This window comes from Ruegeria sp. HKCCA4008, from assembly GCF_013033125.1.
GTDB lineage: Bacteria > Pseudomonadota > Alphaproteobacteria > Rhodobacterales > Rhodobacteraceae > Ruegeria.
Genome location: NZ_WQDM01000005.1, coordinates 240,312 through 260,624, shown reverse-complemented (window position 1 = coordinate 260,624; position 20,313 = coordinate 240,312). Strand labels below are relative to the sequence as shown.

25 protein-coding genes are annotated in these 20,313 nt (G+C 57.6%); 11 read left to right on the top strand and 14 right to left on the bottom strand.

Annotation, left to right across the window (positions count from 1 at the left end):
* Window positions 1–15: 15 nt before the first annotated feature.
* From soxB to GOW60_RS13460, 7 genes are all read right to left on the bottom strand, one after another.
* Window positions 16–1,713, bottom strand: coding sequence for a thiosulfohydrolase SoxB (gene soxB, locus GOW60_RS13490; RefSeq protein WP_171229673.1), 1,698 nt, complete (start codon window positions 1,711–1,713; stop codon window positions 16–18).
* Window positions 1,714–1,800: 87 nt separating this feature from the next.
* The gene (gene soxA / locus GOW60_RS13485) at window positions 1,801–2,646 is read right to left on the bottom strand and encodes a sulfur oxidation c-type cytochrome SoxA (RefSeq protein WP_171229672.1); all 846 of its coding nucleotides are present in this window, start codon (window positions 2,644–2,646) and stop codon (window positions 1,801–1,803) included.
* Between the two features lie 70 nt (window positions 2,647–2,716).
* Window positions 2,717–3,046, bottom strand: coding sequence for a thiosulfate oxidation carrier complex protein SoxZ (gene soxZ, locus GOW60_RS13480; RefSeq protein ID WP_152457371.1), 330 nt, complete (start codon window positions 3,044–3,046; stop codon window positions 2,717–2,719).
* A 36-nt stretch (window positions 3,047–3,082) separates the two neighbouring features.
* Complete coding sequence (soxY, locus tag GOW60_RS13475; RefSeq protein ID WP_152457370.1) at window positions 3,083–3,499, bottom strand: thiosulfate oxidation carrier protein SoxY; 417 nt, start codon at window positions 3,497–3,499, stop codon at window positions 3,083–3,085.
* A 47-nt stretch (window positions 3,500–3,546) separates the two neighbouring features.
* Window positions 3,547–4,023, bottom strand: coding sequence for a sulfur oxidation c-type cytochrome SoxX (gene soxX, locus GOW60_RS13470; protein WP_171229671.1), 477 nt, complete (start codon window positions 4,021–4,023; stop codon window positions 3,547–3,549).
* Between the two features lie 131 nt (window positions 4,024–4,154).
* Complete coding sequence (locus GOW60_RS13465) at window positions 4,155–4,733, bottom strand: thioredoxin family protein (protein ID WP_171229670.1); 579 nt, start codon at window positions 4,731–4,733, stop codon at window positions 4,155–4,157.
* A gap of 14 nt (window positions 4,734–4,747) precedes the next feature.
* Window positions 4,748–5,488: a cytochrome c biogenesis CcdA family protein gene (locus GOW60_RS13460; RefSeq protein ID WP_171229669.1), complete on the bottom strand. Its 741-nt coding sequence runs from the start codon at window positions 5,486–5,488 to the stop codon at window positions 4,748–4,750.
* Window positions 5,489–5,568: 80 nt separating this feature from the next.
* Here GOW60_RS13460 and GOW60_RS13455 point away from each other — a divergent pair, with 80 nt between their 5' ends.
* From GOW60_RS13455 to GOW60_RS13445, 3 genes are all read left to right on the top strand, one after another.
* Entirely contained in the window at window positions 5,569–5,943 is a 375-nt protein-coding gene (locus GOW60_RS13455; RefSeq protein ID WP_171229668.1) for a hypothetical protein, read from the top strand.
* Between the two features lie 100 nt (window positions 5,944–6,043).
* A complete protein-coding gene (locus tag GOW60_RS13450) occupies window positions 6,044–6,352 on the top strand; it encodes a metalloregulator ArsR/SmtB family transcription factor (RefSeq protein ID WP_170345129.1) in 309 nt (102 codons plus the stop codon).
* 41 nt (window positions 6,353–6,393) lie between these two features.
* Window positions 6,394–7,455, top strand: a complete 1,062-nt coding sequence (locus GOW60_RS13445; protein ID WP_171229667.1) for a YeeE/YedE family protein — start codon at window positions 6,394–6,396, stop codon at window positions 7,453–7,455.
* Between the two features lie 578 nt (window positions 7,456–8,033).
* On the opposite strand, the gene GOW60_RS13440 is transcribed toward GOW60_RS13445, so the two are convergent.
* Entirely contained in the window at window positions 8,034–8,297 is a 264-nt protein-coding gene (locus GOW60_RS13440) for a DUF2312 domain-containing protein (protein ID WP_152457363.1), read from the bottom strand.
* 428 nt (window positions 8,298–8,725) lie between these two features.
* Between GOW60_RS13440 and GOW60_RS13435 the strand changes: the two genes are divergently transcribed.
* Window positions 8,726–8,944, top strand: coding sequence for a hypothetical protein (locus GOW60_RS13435; protein ID WP_171229666.1), 219 nt, complete (start codon window positions 8,726–8,728; stop codon window positions 8,942–8,944).
* A 9-nt stretch (window positions 8,945–8,953) separates the two neighbouring features.
* Here the strand turns inward: GOW60_RS13435 and GOW60_RS13430 are convergent, their stop codons facing one another.
* Window positions 8,954–9,169 carry a hypothetical protein gene (locus tag GOW60_RS13430; RefSeq protein WP_152457361.1) on the bottom strand — a complete coding sequence of 72 codons (216 nt, stop codon included), beginning with the start codon at window positions 9,167–9,169 and terminating at the stop codon, window positions 8,954–8,956.
* 243 nt (window positions 9,170–9,412) lie between these two features.
* Between GOW60_RS13430 and GOW60_RS13425 the strand changes: the two genes are divergently transcribed.
* From GOW60_RS13425 to GOW60_RS13410, 4 genes are read left to right on the top strand one after another with little or no spacing between them, the layout of a single operon-like run.
* Window positions 9,413–10,276, top strand: coding sequence for an MBL fold metallo-hydrolase (locus tag GOW60_RS13425; RefSeq protein WP_152457360.1), 864 nt, complete (start codon window positions 9,413–9,415; stop codon window positions 10,274–10,276).
* Window positions 10,277–10,311: 35 nt separating this feature from the next.
* On the top strand, window positions 10,312–10,740 hold the full coding sequence (locus GOW60_RS13420; protein WP_152457359.1) for a YeeE/YedE family protein: 429 nt from the start codon (window positions 10,312–10,314) through the stop codon (window positions 10,738–10,740).
* Complete coding sequence (locus tag GOW60_RS13415) at window positions 10,740–11,171, top strand: DUF6691 family protein (protein ID WP_171229665.1); 432 nt, start codon at window positions 10,740–10,742, stop codon at window positions 11,169–11,171. The genes GOW60_RS13420 and GOW60_RS13415 overlap by 1 nt, the downstream gene beginning before the upstream one ends.
* A gap of 9 nt (window positions 11,172–11,180) precedes the next feature.
* Window positions 11,181–11,612: a TIGR01244 family sulfur transferase gene (locus GOW60_RS13410; protein WP_152457357.1), complete on the top strand. Its 432-nt coding sequence runs from the start codon at window positions 11,181–11,183 to the stop codon at window positions 11,610–11,612.
* A 3-nt stretch (window positions 11,613–11,615) separates the two neighbouring features.
* Here GOW60_RS13410 and GOW60_RS13405 read toward each other — a convergent pair whose 3' ends face one another.
* The 5 genes from GOW60_RS13405 to GOW60_RS13385 all read right to left on the bottom strand — a co-directional run bounded on the left by GOW60_RS13405 (window position 11,616) and on the right by GOW60_RS13385 (window position 17,535).
* Window positions 11,616–12,722, bottom strand: coding sequence for a FliM/FliN family flagellar motor switch protein (locus GOW60_RS13405; protein WP_171229664.1), 1,107 nt, complete (start codon window positions 12,720–12,722; stop codon window positions 11,616–11,618).
* 78 nt (window positions 12,723–12,800) lie between these two features.
* Complete coding sequence (locus GOW60_RS13400; RefSeq protein ID WP_171229663.1) at window positions 12,801–15,479, bottom strand: sensor histidine kinase; 2,679 nt, start codon at window positions 15,477–15,479, stop codon at window positions 12,801–12,803.
* On the bottom strand, window positions 15,479–15,787 hold the full coding sequence (locus GOW60_RS13395; RefSeq protein ID WP_254443948.1) for a hypothetical protein: 309 nt from the start codon (window positions 15,785–15,787) through the stop codon (window positions 15,479–15,481). The genes GOW60_RS13400 and GOW60_RS13395 overlap by 1 nt, the downstream gene beginning before the upstream one ends.
* Window positions 15,784–16,164 (bottom strand): response regulator transcription factor, encoded by a 381-nt coding sequence (locus GOW60_RS13390; RefSeq protein WP_171229662.1) that lies wholly within the window; start codon window positions 16,162–16,164, stop codon window positions 15,784–15,786. Before GOW60_RS13390 ends, GOW60_RS13395 begins: the two co-directional genes overlap by 4 nt.
* A 78-nt stretch (window positions 16,165–16,242) precedes the next feature.
* A complete protein-coding gene (locus GOW60_RS13385; RefSeq protein WP_152457353.1) occupies window positions 16,243–17,535 on the bottom strand; it encodes a helix-turn-helix domain-containing protein in 1,293 nt (430 codons plus the stop codon).
* Between the two features lie 189 nt (window positions 17,536–17,724).
* On the opposite strand from GOW60_RS13385, the gene GOW60_RS13380 reads away from it, so the two are divergent.
* The 3 genes from GOW60_RS13380 (at window position 17,725) to accC (ending at window position 20,266) form a co-directional block, all read left to right on the top strand.
* Window positions 17,725–18,261, top strand: a complete 537-nt coding sequence (locus GOW60_RS13380) for a LuxR C-terminal-related transcriptional regulator (protein ID WP_152457352.1) — start codon at window positions 17,725–17,727, stop codon at window positions 18,259–18,261.
* 151 nt (window positions 18,262–18,412) lie between these two features.
* The gene (gene accB, locus GOW60_RS13375; RefSeq protein ID WP_171229661.1) at window positions 18,413–18,907 is read left to right on the top strand and encodes an acetyl-CoA carboxylase biotin carboxyl carrier protein; all 495 of its coding nucleotides are present in this window, start codon (window positions 18,413–18,415) and stop codon (window positions 18,905–18,907) included.
* Window positions 18,908–18,916: 9 nt separating this feature from the next.
* Window positions 18,917–20,266 (top strand): acetyl-CoA carboxylase biotin carboxylase subunit, encoded by a 1,350-nt coding sequence (gene accC, locus GOW60_RS13370; protein WP_171117652.1) that lies wholly within the window; start codon window positions 18,917–18,919, stop codon window positions 20,264–20,266.
* The last annotated feature ends 47 nt before the right edge of the window (window positions 20,267–20,313 follow it).

The window sequence follows — 20,313 nt, the reverse complement described above, 5'->3', positions numbered from 1 at the left end:
GTCTCCATCTGTTTCTTAGGCGCCGACGACATCGACGCTGGTGTTCTCTTGCACCGTTACGGTTCCAAGGTTGCGAATGTGGTTTTCGACGACATCCCAGATCGGCGGACCTTCGGTGCCTTCGTTGACGCTGGCCCAGCCGGCCACGACATAGGTTTTCGACGGATCAATCGCTTCACCCGTCTTGAGCAGGGTCATCTCGCTGATCCGCTGCCCTTGCGGCTTGGTCACGTCGATGCGGTAGCCCAGCCCACCGACACGGACCATGTCGCCGCCTTGCTGGTAGTAGGGATCAGGGTTGAACAGGTTGTCGCCAACATCCTCGAGGATCACATGGATGAACTCACCCGTCATTTCCGTGCGATAGGCATTCGGATATGACATCGAGGTGACGTTCCAGATGTCCTCGCGCGTGATCTCCTGCCCAGGCAGGATCGACGGCCCCCAACGAACACCGGGGGACATGGCAATGTCTGCCTCCCGCTCTTTGAGCAGGGCATCACAGATCAGGTCATCCCAGGTTCCGTTGAAATTGCCGCGACGATAGAGCAACGAGTCCGTTCTGCCGATCACTTCGCTGAGCGTCGCCTCATAGGGCGCGCGCTGCTCATCTATCAGGGCGGTGATCGCAGGATCCGGAGCGATAACATCAGAGAAGATCGGGATCAGCTTGTGCTTCAACCCCATCAACTGCCCATCCCGCACATCCAGATCCACGCGGCTGACGAATTTGCCGTTCGAGCCTGACGCGATGATATGCGTTTTGCCCACCAGAACCGGCTCGGGCAGCGCATCGTGGGTGTGGCCACTGAGGATCACGTCGATCCCCTGCACCCGGCCGGCCATTTTCTTGTCCACGTCAAAGCCGTTATGGCTGAGGACGACGACGACATCGGCACCGGCATCGCGAACCTCGTCGATCATTGCCTGCATGTTCTCATCCCGAATGCCGAAAGAGTATTCAGGGAACATCCAACCCGGGTTCGCAATTGGCATGTAAGGGAACGCCTGCCCGATCACGGCAACCTTTGCACCGCCTCGGTCAAAGAACTTGTAGGGCTTGAACAATTCCGCGGGTTCATCCCATTCGGCATCAAAAATGTTCTGACCCAAGGCGGCAAAGGGCAGCCCTTCGACGATTTCGTTAACTCTGTCGCTGCCCAGCGTGAACTCCCAATGAAAGGTCATTGCATCAGGTTTCAGCGCGTTCATGACATTGACCATGTCCTGACCAGCCGTCTGGTAACAGGTGTAAGACCCGTGCCAGGTATCGCCGCCATCCAAAAGCAGGGCATCGGGCCGGTCCGCACGGATGGCATTGATCACCGTCGAGACCCGATCCAAACCACCGACCCGACCGTAGGTCTTTGCCAGGGCCGCAAAGTCGTCGTAAGTCAACGCATAGGCGGACGGGCTGCCATCTTCGATCCCGTAGGCCTTGCGGAACGCGGCACCCGTGACGTGCGGCATCTGCCCTTTCGCCTCGCCGATACCCAGGTTTATCTCGGGTTCACGGAAGTAAATCGGTTTGAGTTGCGCGTGGATGTCAGTGACATGGATCAGGCTGATATTGCCAAAGGTCTCAAACTCCAGCAGCTGATCCTGCGTCAGACTTTGCTGCGCGGAAAGCCTGGCCCAATTGCCAAACCCGGACGCTCCGTACAGAGCCGATGCCGCCATTGAAACCTGCAAGAAGTCACGTCGAGAAATCATCTTTCGGCTTTCCTGTTACACATATTAATGTGTGAATGTTATGCTCTTGAAAAACCCGCGTCGGACATCGCCCACGCGGGTCGTTCGTTATTGGCGCACGGCCGGGGTTTCGACTGAAAGCCCGTTGCCACGCGAGGCAACATAAAGCTCCAGCGCACGGAATTCGTCTGAACCTTCGGCAAAGGTTTCCGCCCGCGTATCACGAATACAACCGCGGAAACGATTGTGTCGCGAAATCAGCTTGGCCTGTTTCAAGCGATACGTCGGGAACCCGTTGATCATTCCCTGGCTCAGGTGATCTGCCCGGATCATATTGCCCCAATTGTCTTCATGACAGTTGGCACAGCTCAGCTCCAACTGGCCATAGCGCGTATAGTACATTTCCTTGCCCTGTTCCCAATACGGGGCGGCATCACCGTCGATGGCAACGTTCATGGGCATCCCGCGTGACTGTAGTCCGATCAAAGCGACCATGCCCTGCATATCGCCGCTGGACCATTTCCAGGCATCGGCCTCCATGTGCTCGGTCCGGCACGCGTTGATCAGATCTTCCATGACCACCAGCTTGCCGGTTTTGGCATCAACCTTCGGCATGGAAGCCTGCAATCCCTTGAAGCTTTCCACCCCGTCGTGGCACGAGGCACAGCTTTTGCCAGCAGCCCCATCGACTGTCTCAAAAAGGTCGGCAGCCTGATCGACGAAGATCATCGCCGGATTGTCGAAATCATCAATCTGAAGGGCCTGGGTTTCATCCGTACGGAAATGCCAACCGGAATAGATCGTGTCCAGGTTTTCCAGATGCGCCGGCGCTTCGGTGACCGAGGTCATGTCCAGCTCGTCATTGATCACAAGATTGTCTTCGTCAGGTCCGGCCATTGCTGCCACTGGGAAAACCAGAACTGCCGCGATCGCCGTTAATGCCTTTGTATTCATTACGTTCCTCCCTTGGTCGACCAGCGCCAAACGTCATGCCCGACACTGATCTGCCTCAGTGGTCGAGCCGTCAGGCGATCTCGATCGATTTCTTCTCGTCGTAGACAGAGCCGTCGTCATCGTACCAGGTGAACACGAACTCACCTGCCTCGGGCACGGTTGCCTCAAACTGGAAATACGGGTTGGTTGAGATTGCCGGCTCCATCGTCACATCGATCACCATTTCGCCGTTAAACTCACAGGTGAAACGGTTGATGATCGACCGAGGTATGACGTTGCCTTCTTTGTCCTTGCGCTGTCCGCTTTCCATCTTGTGGCTGATCAATGTCTTGATCGTGACGGTTTCGCCAGCTGCGGCTTTCTTGGGAACCTTGACGCGGGGTTTCACACCGGATGCCATTGGTTAGTCTCCTGTTCTTTGAGGCGCGCGTGGCTATCAGCCGCCGCAGCCGCCGATTGTCACTTTTACGGTCGCGGATGCCTTGGCAAAGCTGCCATCTGCCATCTTCGCCACGGCAATGACATCCTGCGTTCCGGCAAGGCGGATACGGGTTGAAGCGGCCTGTTCAGCGGCCAGTGGGCCAAAGTTGAACGTTGCGACGCCCGGTTCGGGGTTGCCTGCTGCAACGATCAGAATCGATGCTGCACCTGGGGCGCTTACTTCGATCGGTACGGTGTTTCCGTTTTCGGCGATTTCAGGTGCCGTCAGTGTAACACCGCCGTCGGCCACATCCGCCCCACCGGTAAACGCGGCAATCGCATCCTCAGCGGCCGCATTTGCGCGAAACGGCATCATTGTCAGGAACGCGGCGCCCAGCCCAAGGGCCAGAGTTTCGCGGCGAGAGAGTTCCATTTTTCAATCTCCTTTGAATCTTCGACAATCACACTAGCGAAGCGCGATTATTGCTCTTTCAGGGTCGCAAGAAACGCGACCACGTCTTCGATGTCCTGCGCTGTCAGGATCGGCGTCAAAGGCTCGGTCGGGGCTTTGCCGGTATAGGCGTCGCCTGGCCGGATATAGCCGTCATCCTTGTAGAATGCCGGCATCACCGTGCCTTCGAACGTCATTTTGGCATTTGCAACCAATCCACGAAGCTCGGCTTCGGACCAACGGTCACCGGCACCATCCAGCGCCGGACCGACCTCGCCCTGGAATGGAATATCCGCCAAAGCCGAGACCGCATGGCAGGCCACGCAATTGCCTTTAGACTTGCCGCCAACGATCAACGCACCATTTGCCGCATCACCGGCCGCGCCGGTCAAAGACACCTCTACGGCACCATTTTCGTCATAGGTTACGTTTTTCGGGTCGGTATCCGCAGCAAACGCGGCACCCCCTGTCATTGCGCAGACCAATGTTAAGAGTCTCAGCTTCATGATCCCTCCCATTTGCTAACACGCCGACGGCGCTTTGCGACCCAAAGCATTTGTGTACCGTAGTCGACGAGGGCGGTCTGTCGCAACATTAAATTCATTACAATGAATTTTTTTATTTATATCCCCCAGCCTCAGTCTTGCGAAACATTGTTTCGCTCCTGAATGCGCCGTGCGTGGTAGCGCTGAAAATCTTCACCATTTTCAAGTTCGTACCGCTTTTCAAAGACCCAGGTGAACAGATCCAAGGTTGTTCCTTTCGAAAACGCCCCCGGCATGACTGCAACCGCTGCATCAATGGCGGTGGCGTCCTCGGGAACCTCTTCCGGCAGAAATACCAGGGTCGGCGTAAACAGAATCCCCCATTTGCGCATCAGCGCTCTTTGCTCGCTCTCTTCCCCGTCAAAGTCGGTGGCCGTGGTGCTTCCGTGCAGATCCAGTTGGACAACAAAGAAGTTCTCTTCGATATACGCCGTCAGGTCGGGCTGGGGGAAAACCTCTTCGTGCATTTTCTTGCAATAGATGCAGCCCTGTTGCTCGATAAACAAAACCAGGCGTTTGCCTTCATTTGACGCCTCGTCAAGATCCTCGCGAAGGTCTTTGAACGTGTCGCGAATCCACGGTGTTTTGTGCAACCCGTCGTCGCCAAGCTCGGCGGCGGAAACCGCCACGCCCACTAAGCACGCCATCAAAACTGACAATGTTCGCTTCATGTTGTCCTCCCGTTTTATCCGATGGCTGCAAGCCAGGGCATATGGTCCAGCATCCATTGGGCCACGCGATTGATCGAGTTGGTTGCGATCAGAACGCCGAACAGAATCAACAGACAGCCCATGGCCTTCTCGATCAGGGGCAAGTGCTTTCTGAACCGCGCCATCCACTGCATAAAGGGGCGCACCAAAAAAGCCGCCAGAACAAAGGGGGCGGTCATTCCCACCCCGTAAACGAATAAAAGCATCGCACCGCGCCAAGCCGTCTCGGTTCCGGCCGCCGTAAACAGGATTGCAGCAAGCACGGGCCCGACACAGGGCGTCCAGCCAAAAGCAAATGCCAGTCCCAGAACATACGCACCAATTAGGCTCGGGTTTGATGTTTCACCGACATCTGCCCGAAACTGGCGATACAGGAACCCGATGCGAATCAGCCCCAGGAAATGCAAGCCCATCGCCATGATGATGGCCGCGGCAATCCAACGAAGGATATCGAAGTATTCGCGGATCATTTGACCGAATATCGAAGCCGTGGCCCCAAGCGCCATAAATATCGTTATGATCCCTGCTGCAAAAGCGATTGCAGAAAGCGTTGCCCTGCGGCGAACGTTGCCGGAAATGACTGAACTGGCAGAAATCTGCTCCATCCCGACACCCGCCAGGTAACTGAGGTAAAACGGCACAATCGGCAGGATGCACGGGGACAGAAATGACAACAGCCCTGCGACCAAAGCCCCTGCAAATGTGATGTCGAGCATGGTCAAACCCGTCCTGGCACGCTATCATTCATACATTCAAAGTAATAAAGATATAACGCTGCGGTCAATCGGAGCTTGAGATGCGCCACCTTTTCCTGCTTGTGCTTGCGGTCACGTTGCTTGTTTCGCCCCTGGCTTTGCGGGCGGAAATGACGCTTTTGATGGCCGAAGAAGATGGGTGCATGTGGTGCGCCCGATGGGATTCCGAAATCTCGGGGATCTACCCAAAAACACAGGAAGGAAATGCCGCCCCGCTTCAGCGTGTCGACATCCATGAAACCCTGCCGGATGGGATCACCCTGAAACGACCTCTCTACTACACGCCGACCTTTGTTTTGCTGGACAACGGCCATGAAATCGGCCGGATCGAAGGCTACCCCGGCGAAGACTTTTTCTGGGGGTTGTTGGGCGTGATGCTGCGTGACGCAGGGGTACAGGTTGAGACCTCTGGCTAATCGGCGGCAAATTACATAAACTGTTTTGAATGCGTGAAGCTGAGAAAGCGAGGCGATCCTTTTGGACAAACCATCGAAACTGCCGGTGTTCACAAAGGACATGTGTGCAGAAGATCTGGACCGAATGATGGAGAATGCCCAGACGGCATCAAACTTCCTGAAGGCCATCAGCCACGAGGGGCGTCTGATGATCTTGTGCTATCTTTCATCGGGTGAAAAGTCCGTCACCCAGATGGAAGAGATGCTGTCGGCGAGACAGGCCGCCGTATCCCAACAATTGTCCCGACTGCGCTTTGAAGGCTTGGTCAAAACACGGCGTGAGGGTAAGACAATTTATTACAGATTGGCTGACGATCGTTCGACGCAAATACTGGAAGTCGTTTACGATCTTTTCTGCCGGGACACGTAGAAGCCGGTCAAGACGCCGCCAGCTTTGGGAGGAGACTGGCAATGTTCGAAGCATTGGGAGACGCAAATGCCGTTGCTCTGATCGGTTTGATTGGGGGCATCGCATTGGGGTTGGCTGCACGCATCGGTCGCTTTTGCACGTTGGGCGCCATCGAAGACTACCTTTACGCGGATGATGACCGGCGACTTCGCATGTGGGCGGTTGCGATTGGCGTCGCGATTGTTGGATGCCATGCCGCCATGGCGTTCGGGTGGCTTGACCCTGTGGGAACACGCTACCTTGCCCAGACCTGGAGCCCGATCGGTTCGATCGTGGGCGGCCTCATGTTCGGTTATGGAATGGCCATCAGCGGGAACTGCGGCTATGGGGCGCTGGCAAGGCTGGGAGGTGGCGACCTTCGATCCTTCGTCATCGTTCTGATCATGGGCCTTTCGGCGTATGTCGTAATGTCCGGCCCCCTGGCATATCTGCGGGTTTGGCTGTTGCCAGTAGAAATGGATATCAGCGCGCCCCAAAGCGTCAGCTTTCTTGCTGAACGGATGACCTCTGTTCCGGCGTGGTTCGTCGGTTCTGCCGTCGGTGTCGTTTTGGTGGTCTTCGCTTTGGCGAACCAGCAGTTCCGCCGTACGCCAGCGCAGGTGTTCTGGGGATCTGTGGTTGGACTGGCGATCGTCTCGGGCTGGCTTGGCACAAACTGGGTAGCAACCCACGGTTTTGACGGTGAGCCGGTGCAGACGCATACCTTCGCGGCACCCTTGGGTGACACGATATTCTATTTGATGACAGCGTCCGGAAACACTTTGTCTTTTGCCGTCGGATCAGTCTCGGGCGTTTTGATCGGCGCGTTTTTGGGGTCTTGGTCAAAGGGTCATTTTCGCTGGGAAGCCTGCGAAGATCCGCGCGAATTGAAACGGCAGATGCTGGGCGCGGCGATCATGGGCCCCGGAGCGATCATCGCAGTAGGTTGCAGCGTCGGACAAGGCATATCTGCCTTCTCACTTCTGGCCTACAGCGCGCCTGTGACACTCGCCGCGATCTTTGCAGGCGCGGCGCTTGGACTGAGACAACTCGTGTCCGGGCTGTCCTTCATTACCGAGCGCTGAGTTCTTAACACCACCATGCCTTATGCCAAAAAGGTGTCGGTCGCGCTGAGTAGCCCTACTTGAGTGGTCAGGCTTTGTTGGTTGGTACATGACCGGTCTTTTGGTTGATCTAAAGAATGGTTTGCGGCTCTCGCACCCGCAATGTCCCAGGGTCGGTCGAGAATTCTGCACAGCCCAATCGCATGCGTCACTCCGCAAAAGGCGGAACAGGAATCTTCAACGATCTTCAATGCCAAAAGAACCCAGCCTTTGAGCCGCAAGCCTTCAGGCAATCACGAGGCAGGTCTTGCCTCGGATAAACTATCAAAAAGGCAACAAGGACTTCAGCAACCGCAGCTTCGGCTTTCTGACACATTTAATATCTGCCTGTGTAAAACAGATCTGGTCGTCAACAAGGACCCTGCAAACCCACAAGGCAACTGAGGCAAAAGTTATCACCGGACAGCCAGCCAAGTCTGCGATTTTTGAAATCTCTGCCCTGTCTGGCTGTACATGTTGCAGTCTTGGCCAGTGACACGCTGTTCGGGCTGAAGCTTTCGTCAGCCTGAATGAATTAGCGCTTTTGCCAAGAACCGGCCTTAGTTCATGCCCAAGGCTTCTTTGTACATCTCGATGACAGCCTCTTGCTCGGCAATATCATCCTTATCTCTTTTTCTGAGAGAAATGATGCTGCGAAGAGCCTTCACGTCGTAGCCGCGCGATTTACTCTCTGCGTACACTTCCTTTATTTGATCCGCGATGTCTTTCTTTTCCAATTCCAGGCGCTCGATACGCTCAACAAATTGGCGCAACTCCCCAGAGGTGACCTTGTAACTTGCTTCTGCTTCTTCCGACATGCTCATCCAATTCTTCCCAATTCTGGATCATCACCGCTGAGAGAATACAGTTCATACCTCGTGTATTCGCCTCAAGCTTTGGTTGCTACACACAAAACAGTTCTCGAGAGGCAGAAGCAACGACTTGCCCGGGCCTCGGCCATGGCTTTTTTCCGTTGTTCCACCAAGTTGTATTCACCGCATCCAGCCCCTCAGACCGTTCGATGAACTGGCACGGCTCATCGGCAGTCACGCGACAGTTGGCGGCAGTCTGATCTTTGATGATGCCTTCCATAAGCGTCCGTCCCAAGGGCTGAAATCTGATGCAGGAAGCCGGATACAATGCCGCCGCCCGGGTCGCAAGCACCCAATCCCACACAATCCCCAAGCGCACTTGTACGGAGTGATCCGTTCCGGTAAGCGCCAGGGTAGTTCACGAAGAGATGTAGGGCAACATGTTCGAATTCATCACTTGGGGCGGCGCAGCCCTTTCTATGACCGGCCTCGCCGGCCTGATCTGGTGTATTCTTCGCGTGATGAAAGCGCGCAAGGCGGGTCTGTCAGACGACGAATTGCGCGCGACCGTTCAGGGCGTTTTGCCCTGGAACCTGGCGTCTTTGTTCCTGTCCGTCCTTGGATTGATGCTGCTCATCCTCGGGATATCCTTTGGATGACCACTTGTTTCAAATCGGCAGGTTATCGAACTGCGCTTCCATAGCGTCTTCGCACAGGGCTGCATCCAGACGCCGCAGGCGGGACGGCACCTGCATCCCCTGCTGTCGCATACGGTCGACAACCTTGCTCACACTCGGCTGAAGCGCCAAACGCGTATCAAGGCACGCATTTCTGAGCTCTTGTTCAAGCCGTTCTGCTTCGGAATAAAGACTTGTAGATGTCATAATACCCTCCCAAGTGTCGCCAGTATCCCAGATATAGGTAACGGGAATAAGACCCGCTGATATTAACCTGAAATTGTGCGGGATATTGCCCAACACATTCGCGTTTTCGGCAATCCGGCGCGGATGGGCTAAAGTTTAAGCTGATTTAATCGTGAATGCCTTGACGCGCATCAAACACAGGTTCGATGTTGCATCACATTCCATTTTACATATATGATAATGACAACCGATACGGAGAAAATCATGACACCCGCAGTGAAAGCGTTTTTTGACGATCAAACCTTCACGGTGTCCTACGTTGTTCATGAACCGCAAGGGCGTGCCTGCGCCATCATCGACAGTGTTCTGGATTTCGATCATGCTTCGGGGCGCACAGAGACAAAATCGGCTGACGCAATCATCGACTTTGTGCGCGCGCACGATCTAAAGGTTGAGTGGATTCTGGAAAGCCACGTTCACGCCGATCACCTGTCTGCTGCCCCCTACCTGCAACAGGAACTGGGCGGCAAAATCGGAATTGGCGCTCAGATCGTCACCGTGCAGGACACGTTCGGCAAAGTCTTCAATGAAGGAACCGAGTTCCAGCGCGATGGCAGCCAGTTCGACGCCTTGTTCTCGGAGGGGGACAGTTTTCACATTGGGCAGATGCGCGGCGATGTACTTCATACCCCGGGCCATACCCCGGCCTGCTTGACCTATGTAATAGGCGACGCCGCCTTTGTAGGCGACACGCTGTTCATGCCGGATTTCGGCACGGCCCGCTGCGATTTTCCCGGCGGCTCCTCAGCCACATTGTTTGAATCGATCCAGAAAATCCTGTCGCTGCCGGACGAAACGCGCATCTTTGTCGGACATGACTACAAAGCGCCGGGCCGCGATGAATATGCCTGGGAAACGACGGTAGGCGAACAGAAAGCGCTGAACGTCCATATCGGGCAAGGACGCAGCATCGAAGAATTCGTGGAAATGCGCGACGCAAGGGACGCCACCCTTGCCATGCCGCGCCTGATCCTGCCCTCTTTGCAGGTCAACATGCGGGCGGGGCAAATGCCGCCTGCTGATGAGCAAGGCGATGTATTCCTGAAGCTGCCGGTGAACAAAATCTGACGCAAGTCAAGTCAATCAAAAAAGGATAAACCCACATGAACATCGAGTGGATCTGGGGGTTGTGCGGTGGCCTGCTGATTGGCCTGGGCGGAGCCGTTTACCTGCTTGGAAATGGCAGGATCATGGGGGCAAGCGGCATTTTGGGTGGCCTTGTCGACGGTGAGGCCCGCGACACCAAAGCCGAACGCCTGGCCTTCATCGCCGGGTTGATCGGTATGCCGCTTCTGCTGCGGCCACTGATCGCCCCCGAGGCCCAAACGCATCTCACCAGCAATCTGGGCCTTGTTGTTGTGGCCGGGCTTCTGGTCGGTGTGGGAACGCGTATCGCCAATGGCTGCACGTCGGGTCACGGGGTGTGTGGCATCTCGCGATTTTCTCTGCGCGGCATCGTGGCCACCGTATTCTATATCCTTGCCGGCGGAATGACCCTCGTCCTGCTGCGCCATGTTTGGGGGTTGATCTGATGCGCCTTTTGATTGCTTTGCTCGCAGGATCCCTGTTCGGTGCCGGATTGTTGGTTTCGGGCATGACGGACACGACAAAGGTTCAGGGCTGGCTGGATGTTTTCGGAAACTGGGACCCGACCCTGGCCTTTGTGATGGGCGGCGCCATCCTGCCGATGCTTGTGGCCTGGAGGCTGACCACTGGGCGCAAGGCCTTGACCGGATGCGATTTTCCACCTCCTCCGAGGTCCGAGGTTGATCGCAGGCTCATCATTGGTTCCGTCCTGTTCGGAATGGGCTGGGGCTTGGCCGGGCTTTGCCCGGGACCGGCGATGGCCTCGCTGACATATGGTGGTTTGGGTGGTCTGGTCTTCCTGATCGCGATGGTTGCAGGCATGTTCATCGCGCCAACGCTGGGAGCGCAACTGGACAGAGCCGCAAACGCGGCCTAAGGATTTGGCATGGAGATTCGACCGATCACGCCCCGCTATGCTGTCTCACCGCAGATCACGGTAGAAGACGTCCCGGCAATTGCCGAGGCAGGCTTCGTCAAGGTGATCTGCAACCGGCCCGATGTTGAGGTTCCCGCGATCATGCAATCCGACGCGATCGGTGAAGCCGTCCGTGCGGCAGGCATGGAATACGAGGTGTTGGAACTGACTCACCAGACCATGACGCCCGAGATTGCAAAGCAGCAGCGTGACCTGGCAGAAAGCTGCGATGGCCCGGTTCTGGCTTATTGCGCCTCGGGCACTCGGTGTTCGGTGGTCTGGGCCCTTGGTCAATGCGACCGAATGAGCACGGACGACATTCTGGCCGCCACGACAAATGCCGGGTATCAACTGGAAAACCTGCGCCCTGCCCTGGAACACTTCCGCAGCAAGGCAGACTAGACCCTATTCCTCCGCGCCGGGATTCGTGTCGGCCGCGTCAAGGCCAGCCAATTGCGAAATCTCTGCGACCATGCGTTCGGAATCGTTCAGTGACAGATCGTTGTCCGTGAGGTCCAAACCCGCGTCCTCTATTTCCGGAGGCATGACATCCACCGCGCCGGAAACCGGTTCGACCAGGCCATCGTGCGGCTGCATTCTCCCTCGGCTTTCGATGAACTCCTGCGCGTCGTCCCCCGACAAGGCGGGCAGGGTCGAATGTTCGTTCAACCGAACGGCGCGCAACCCACCACATTGACCGAGGCGGCCAATGCCCGTTGGCTTTCGGTCGATGGTCAAAATCTCAGTTCTGTCCAGGCGCGCCCCGCGCAATGGCAAGACACATCCAGGTTGAATCTCTGACAGGTCGGACAGTGGCAGCGACATCCGGCACAAGACGGCGTTCAGTTCCGCCCGAACAACACCCGATGCCTGCTCAAGCCGGGGTCCGGCCGGGTCCGTGACCTCCTCTGCCTTTTCCGGCGTGGCAGGATGCTCTGGAAGAAAGATCGAGATCTGTCCCTGCTGCGCCCCGCCGGCCAGATCAACCGTCAGATCGAAGACGCGGTATTCATCTTCAGTCATGGCCAACGACAAGCCGCGCGAATCTTTCGTACGTGCCGCGAACTCGTATCCCGTCAGGCAGACCTGCTCGGCCGCGGCGTCTATTGAGCCGGCGGTCAAGGTCAGAGCGGTTTCGATAAATGGCGCCACCATCGCGGCGTCCGTATCCGTAAAGGCCCTTGGATCGGGATCACCGGGCAGTACTTCACCGATGGTCTGGGTTTGCACAATGGCGGACACCACATGCGGGCTCAGGCAAATCCCTGCACGCCCCTCCGGCCCGTCAAACACCAACATCAGCCAATCCTGAGCGACTGATTCCACCATGTCATCCTGCGTGCGGCTGACCTGTTTTGCCCCGATGACAGCCAAGGGAAGGTTCAATCGATCACTTGCCGCCCGCGCAAACCCCAAGCGCAGCGCCCGCAGAACCGAACGCGGGCGATCGCCCAGATCTTTTCGTCCAACAGACAGTTTGCGCGCCAAAGCAGCGCTGACGGTTTGTGACATGGCGCCCGATCACCAGTTGTTTCAATAACTGGCTATTGGTTTACCCTGCCGAGCGTTACGAAGTTCTTTATGGCCGTGTCATTGCGCGGCCTGCTGGAAAGCCAAAGGCAAGCTGACCCGGAACGCCGCGCCACCCTGCCCGGGCAAATAGGTGATCTCACCGCCCAACCGTTGCATGATCTCACGGCAAATGGCCAAGCCCAGACCCGCGCCCCCCGCCTTGTCGACCCCGACACGGGCAAATTTCTCGAACACCATCGAACGCGCGCCGGGTGGAATGCCGCTGCCGTTGTCGATGAAATCGATGATGACCCTGCCGCCGACGTCGTGGGCTGAAATGACCAATACCGGATCTTCCGCGTCACAGTATTTCTGCGCGTTCGAGATCAGATTGATGAACACCTGCCCCAACCGGTCCAGATCCGTATGCAGGCGCATTCGCTCTGCCGTAAGAGTCCGCCGGACCATGATTTTCCGCTCTGCTCCGGCCAGTGCGCTGGACACCGCCCGGTCCAGAACCGAACGCAAACTGTCATCGCTGAGGTTCAGATTGACCTGCCCGTTTTCCAGCACGCTTAAGTCCAGCAGATCGTCGAGAAGCCGGGTCAGGCGCAAGGCCTCATCGTGAATGATTGCGGCATAGCGGGTCTGCTCCTCTCGGCTCAGGCCCTCTGTATCCCGCATGATCTCGGAAAACGCTCGGATCGAGGTCATCGGCGTGCGCAACTCGTGACTGACCTGGCTGAGGAAGCTGTCTTTTTGCTCGGAAATCTGCGTAAGCTTGGTGTTTGCTTCGCGCAATTGACGCGCCGTACGGGACAATTCCGACGACTTCTCTTCCAACTTCCCCGAATACTCCAGAAGCTGTGCCGATTCATCCGCCACCGCCAGCAGATCTTCTACGGAAACCGAAGACCCACCGACGATTTGCGCAATCATCGCATGCGCCGTGGCGGTGCCGACCGACCCGCTCAACTCTCGCTCCAGCCGGTTCAGGAAACCCGGGGTCGGTTCCGGCATATGCGACCGGCCGCCCTGTTTTTCAGCCTCTGCCTGAAAGAACTCCTGCGCCGGGGCGGCGCCCAGAATACGCTGTGTCATGATCATCAGGTCTTCGCTTTGCGCCACCGAGCCGGACCAGCCACCGGGTGAAACCGAGTGATCGAAAACATTGACGAACTGCGCCCCCTGCAAACGTTCCAGGGGGCTGGGAAAGCTCAGAAGGGACGCTATGCAAAAGGCAATGGTGTTCAGGGACAGGGACCACATCACGGTATGGACCATCGGATCGATCCCTTCGATCCCGAACAGGGCGTGAGGACGCAACCAGGCAAGGCCGAACAGCCCATTCTGCATGACGGCCTCCGGCATCCACGGCGCGCCCATACCTGGCAACAACAGCGTATATATCCAAAGTGCGAAACCGACGCTCAACCCGACCAGCGCCCCTGTCCGGGTTGCTCCGCGCCAGAACAGCCCTCCGACCAAAGCAGGCAGAATCTGCGAGATTCCGGCAAAGGCAATCAACCCGATCGAGGCCAGTGCCGCACCCCCACCGGACAACCGATAATAAAAGTATCCCAACGCCATGATCACGGCGATGGACACGCGGCGCGCAACCAGAACGATGCTGCGCACATCGCCCGAGACCGAGCCCGTACCCTCATGCGTGTTCAACCAAATGGGCATGACCACATGGTTTGAAACCATCGTCGACAAGGCCATTGCGCTGACGATGACCATCGACGTTGCGGACGAAAACCCGCCGATAAAGGACAGCATGGCCAACCAGTCATTGCCCTGCGACAGCGGCACCGTCAGCACGAACAGGTCGGGATTGGCCCCCTCTGGCAACAGATCCAGACCAACGACGGCAATTGGCACGACAAAAAGGCTCATCAAAAGCAGATAGAGCGGAAACGCCCAGGCAGCGGTTCGCAGATGGCTTTCGTCATCATTTTCGACCACCATCACCTGAAACATGCGCGGCAGGCAGATAAAGGCCGCGGCGGACAGGAATATGAAAGTCGTCCAGCGCCCGGCGTCGACGTTCCACTGTCCGATTTCCGAGGCATCTATCCTCTCCATCATCGGGCCAATGCCACCGGCGATGCCCCACACCACGAAAACGCCCACGGCGATAAGAGCAAACAGTTTGACAACGGCCTCCACGGCGATGGCGGTGACCACACCGTGGTGACGCTCGTTCACGTCCAGATTGCGCGTGCCGAAAAGAATTGCGAACACGGCAAGCCCCGCTGCCATCCAGAATACGCTGGACCCTTCGCGATACAGACCCGATGGATCGGCTTCGGCGAAAATCGAAAAGGACAGGGTGATCGATTGCAACTGGAGCGCGATGTAGGGTGTCCCGCCAAGCACGGCAAGAACGGTCACACACACGGCAAGCGTGTTCGACTTGCCATAGCGCGATGACAACAGGTCCGCGATCGAGGTCACCCGCTGACTGCGCCCGACCCTCACCAGTTTGCGCAGCCCCCACCACCAACTGACCATCACCAGGGTTGGGCCAAGGTAAATCGTTACAAACTCCAACCCGGACCGCGCGGCATTGCCCACCGCACCATAGAACGTCCACGCCGTGCAATAGATCGACAGCGACAAGGTATAGATCAGGGGCGAGCGCAGCCACTTGCCCCGCCCTGCCGCAGCCATCCGGTCAGCAGCGAAAGCCACGGCGAACAAGAAGATGACATAGCCAAGGCAGACCAGGATCAGCGTGTTAATGGTTGCCATCACTCAGCGTCCGCGTCTTGATCCTCGCGCACGCCCAAACGGCGGGCGGCAATTCCAAAAACCAGCCCTACCAGGATCAGAGCACCCCAGCAGACAAAGATGTAATACATTGCCGACGACAAGGGGACAGCCTCGCCCTTGCCGGGTTGATCGGGCCACAGCAACGGAAGCGCCAGCAGAGCCGCCCCCAAGAACGGCAGCAGCCGCGCCGCATCCGCCAGCCTACGTCGGCGATAGCTTTGACGTTCGAGAAAAAGCGAGGGGCGTGCGCCCTGTGGTGCGCCCTTTTTGCCCTCGCCAGACATCATATTCGCGTCGCCTGCGCGTGAAGATCGCGCACGGCCGTCAGAACTTCGGCATTGGAAAACGGTTTGGTCATGAAACGGCTGACACCAGCGCTTTCCGCCATTTCCCTGTCGCGCGATTGACCGCGCGCCGTCAGCATCAAAACCGGCAAACCTGCCAGTTCTTCCATCTCTCGGATGTCCCGCAGGATATCCATGCCGCTCTTGCCCGGCAGCATGACGTCCAGAATGACCAGATCGGGCTGTGCCCTCTGAATCACCTGAACCGCATCCGTGCCATCGCCATGCGTGTCCACCTGCCAACCCTCGCGGGTCAGCAGAAACCGGATTGCTTCGGCAATGTTCGGCTCGTCCTCGATTAACAGAACCTTACGGCTCATATTTTCAGTTCCTCCCCAAGACCGTTCCTCCGTCCTCAGATCGGTCCCCGCCAGATTAAGCCTTCTGTCGGGAAAGTGTCAAAAGCCTTCGCTCAAAATCGACGGTTCGCGGCGGGCCTTGCAAGCATTGCTGGGACAGACGCGGCAGTTCGGCCCGACTTGCGTGACCGGAGCGTCACCTGCCGCCTCGTTGCCCGAACGGACCAGCATAACCGAGCGATAAACGGGATCCTGATCATACCCCAATACCGCATAAGGCCATGCATAGGCGAAACATTCGAATTCAGCCGGGGTCCGCCCCATCTGGACAACCTGCTTGCGCACCGGAACAAGTGGGCGGCTCAAAGCCGTGAACAACGGCCACAGCGGGCAAACCTCACCATGCCGCGCCAAAGCAAAGCCCGGAATCGGCTTGATGAACAATATGCTGCCGGATGCATCGCACAGCACCATGCCAACCGGCTGCGGCAACACGTCATCGGGTATGAACGCCAATCGACGCAGAACGGTGGCGACGTCCACGGAAAAGCGATAAGCCAACGCGATGGGATCCGTGTCGCCTTTTTGCAGGCTCGATCGAAGCGCATCCAGCGGCAAAGCGATTGCATCATCGCGATACATCTTCAAAACTTCACGCGCCACAGTTCGGGCCGCCGACGTGTTGAGACTGCTCAGATCAACGGCATCCACGTCCTCGCCCTGTTCCAATTCCGGAAAACTGTACCTGCGGGTTTCGAAGAACGCTTCGACCTCTTCAAGCGGAACACCGCGCGGATCAATTGACGAGTCGCTTTCGTCCAGAAAGGTTACAAGTGCCTTTGAACTCCCGGCCAGCCGCTCTGCATCCTGGTGCAGGTTTTTGTGAAACCGTTCCCGCCACTCTGCTTCGATGTCCTCTGTGTCTGCAAGAATTGCCGCTGTTGACCGAATCGCCGCCGCCGTCGACAGCACTTCGTGCATAGATGCCGCAAGATGCGGGTCATGAGTCAGCCGGTCCGACAAGATCTCGACATTCCGCTCAAGCGAAACAACCCGGCGGTGCATCTGCGCAAGAACTCCGGCCCACCCGGGAAAGCGCCCGGCAAATTCCTCCAGCCCGTCCACTTCGGCCTGCTGCCCGACGGCGTCATCCGCCGCCTCTCGCAGGGCCGACACCAGGGTTGCCTCGATCCCCTGTGTCAGGACAGAGGGTTCGACGGAAAGCGCAGACGCTATATCCACCAGCAATTTGCCACCGATCCGGCGGCGGTTATGTTCGATCAGGTTCAGGTAGGACGCGGATATCCCGGCAAGGCGGGCAAGTTCCGCCTGCCGAAGCCCGGCAATCTGCCGTCTTTCCCGAATACGGCTTCCCGTCAACATATCACGCATGATCGTATTCTCCCGACCAGGATTCAGCCTCTTTTTTCAGAACATATCATGTGTTTCGCTGCTTTACCGAGAGATTTTCAAACCATATTTACAATCTTGACAAAAGTGGCAGCCGCCAATGCGCATCAATGACCACAAGAAACCGCATCTCCCCTTCTATTCCGCGTGGTTTCCCGGCACGATAAGCGGATGAGTGACCCCGCCTTTGAATATGCACCGATCGGGCTTGTTGAGCTGGAAAACCGGATCATCAGACGCTGCAATCTGCAATTCGCCCGCACTTTCGGCGGGGAAGAGGCCGATTACCGCAACATGCCGCTGTTGCATCTCTATCCCTCGGTCGCGGATTGGGAGAGGATCGGGGAACGCAGCCTGCAAGTGATGCGAGACACCGGGTATTATACGGATGAGCGTGTCATGCGCCGGCGCAATGGCGATCTGTTCTGGTGCCGCGCCCGTGGCCGCTCTTTGACGCCCGATGACCCGTTCCGCCATGGAATCTGGAGCTTTTCCGACATCTCGGAAGAACGTCCCCTTGTCGAATTGACCGTTCGAGAACGCGAAGTGGCGATCCTGTCCTGCCGCGGCCTGTCCGCCAAGGAAATCGGCGCCGAACTGGGCCTGAGTTACCGCACAATCGAAGCCTATCGCGCCCGACTGCTTGAGAAATTCGGCGCCCGCAAACTGTCTGAGCTTGTCGCCAAATTGTCAGGGATGCCTCTGTAACCTGTCCGCCCCTTTAAATTATACGGGATTCCCGCCTGTGATGGTGCGAGTCGGCGCTTTTCATGCACCGCCGCTTAGCCTATAACCCTGCGTAATTTGATCAGAGCCCGCAAGAAACAGACGGGCCAAAGGGGAACCGTCGAGGACACTCATGACAGACACCAAACACGAAGCGGATGTGGCATTCATCAAGGCTCTGGCCGAGTTGCTGCGTGACAACGACCTGACCGAATTGCAGGTCAAGCGCGAATATGGCGAGGAAGACAGCCTGAACGTGCGCGTAAGCCGCATGACACAGGCCGCAGCCGCACCGGTTCAGGTTGCCGTTCCTACGGCAGCACCGGCTCCTGCCGCCGCGGCTGCGCCTGCCGCAGCCGAAGCCCCGGCTGCTCAGGAAGATCCGGCCAGCCACCCTGGCGCCGTGACCTCTCCCATGGTTGGAACCGTCTACATGCAGCCCGAACCCGGCGCGCCCGCGTTTATCTCGGTCGGCGCTTCCGTGTCCGAAGGCGACACGCTGCTGATCGTCGAAGCGATGAAGACCATGAACCACATCCACGCGCCCAAGTCGGGCACGATCAAGCGTGTTCTGGTCGGCGATGGAGACGCTGTGGAGTTCGGCACACCTCTGGTCATCATCGAGTAAGGCGGGCCCATGTTCGACAAGATCCTGATTGCCAACCGAGGCGAGATCGCCCTGCGCGTCATCCGCGCGGCCCGCGAGATGGGGATTAAGACGGTAGCCGTCCACTCCACCGCGGACAGCGACGCAATGCATGTGCGCATGGCGGACGAATCGGTCTGCATCGGCCCCCCGCCCAGCCCCCAAAGCTACCTGTCCGTGCCCGCGATCATTTCGGCCTGTGAAATCACCGGTGCGCAGGCGATCCACCCCGGCTATGGCTTCCTGTCCGAGAATGCCGAGTTCGTGCAGATCGTCGAAGATCACGGCATCACGTTCATCGGCCCCACCGCGGAACACATCCGCGTCATGGGCGACAAGATTACGGCCAAGGACACGATGAAGGCTCTGGGCGTGCCTTGCGTGCCGGGATCAGACGGCGGCGTGCCTGATCTTGCGACGGCCAAGAAGATCGGTGAGGAATTCGGCTATCCGGTCATCATCAAGGCTACCGCAGGCGGTGGCGGTCGCGGCATGAAGGTTGCGATGAACGCTGACGAAATGGAAAGCGCCTTCATGACTGCACGGGCCGAGGGCAAGGCCGCCTTTGGCAACGACGAAGTCTATATCGAGAAATACCTGACCACGCCGCGCCACATCGAAATTCAGGTGTTTGGCGACGGTAAAGGCAAGGCTGTTCATCTGGGCGAACGGGATTGTTCGCTTCAGCGGCGCCACCAGAAGGTGTTCGAAGAGGCCCCCGGCCCCTGCATCACACCCGAAGAACGCGCCAGGATCGGCAAGATCTGCGCGGATGCGGTCGCGAAAATCAACTATATCGGTGCCGGCACCATCGAGTTCCTCTACGAAAATGGCGAGTTCTATTTCATCGAAATGAACACTCGACTTCAGGTGGAACACCCAGTCACCGAAGGTATCTTTGGCGTCGATCTGGTGCGCGAACAAATCCTTGTCGCAGCGGGTGAACCGATGTCGTTCGGTCAGGACGACCTGGAAATCAACGGCCACGCCATCGAGGTTCGGATCAACGCCGAAAAGCTGCCGAATTTCTCGCCCTGCCCCGGCAAGATCACCGCGTACCACGCGCCAGGGGGCCTTGGCGTTCGAATGGACTCGGCTCTGTATGACGGGTATTCGATTCCACCCTATTATGACTCTCTGATCGCCAAGCTGATCGTGCAGGGTCGTGACCGGGCCGAAGCGCTGGCCCGACTGGAACGCGCACTGGGGGAATTGATTGTCGACGGCATCGATACCACGGTCCCTCTGTTCCACGCACTGTTGCAGGAACCCGATCTGCGCAGCGGCGACTACAACATCCACTGGCTGGAGCGCTGGCTTGCGGAGAACATGGAACAATAGTCACCAAGGACCGGAGGGCCAATGCCCTCCGGTTGCCTCATACCTGA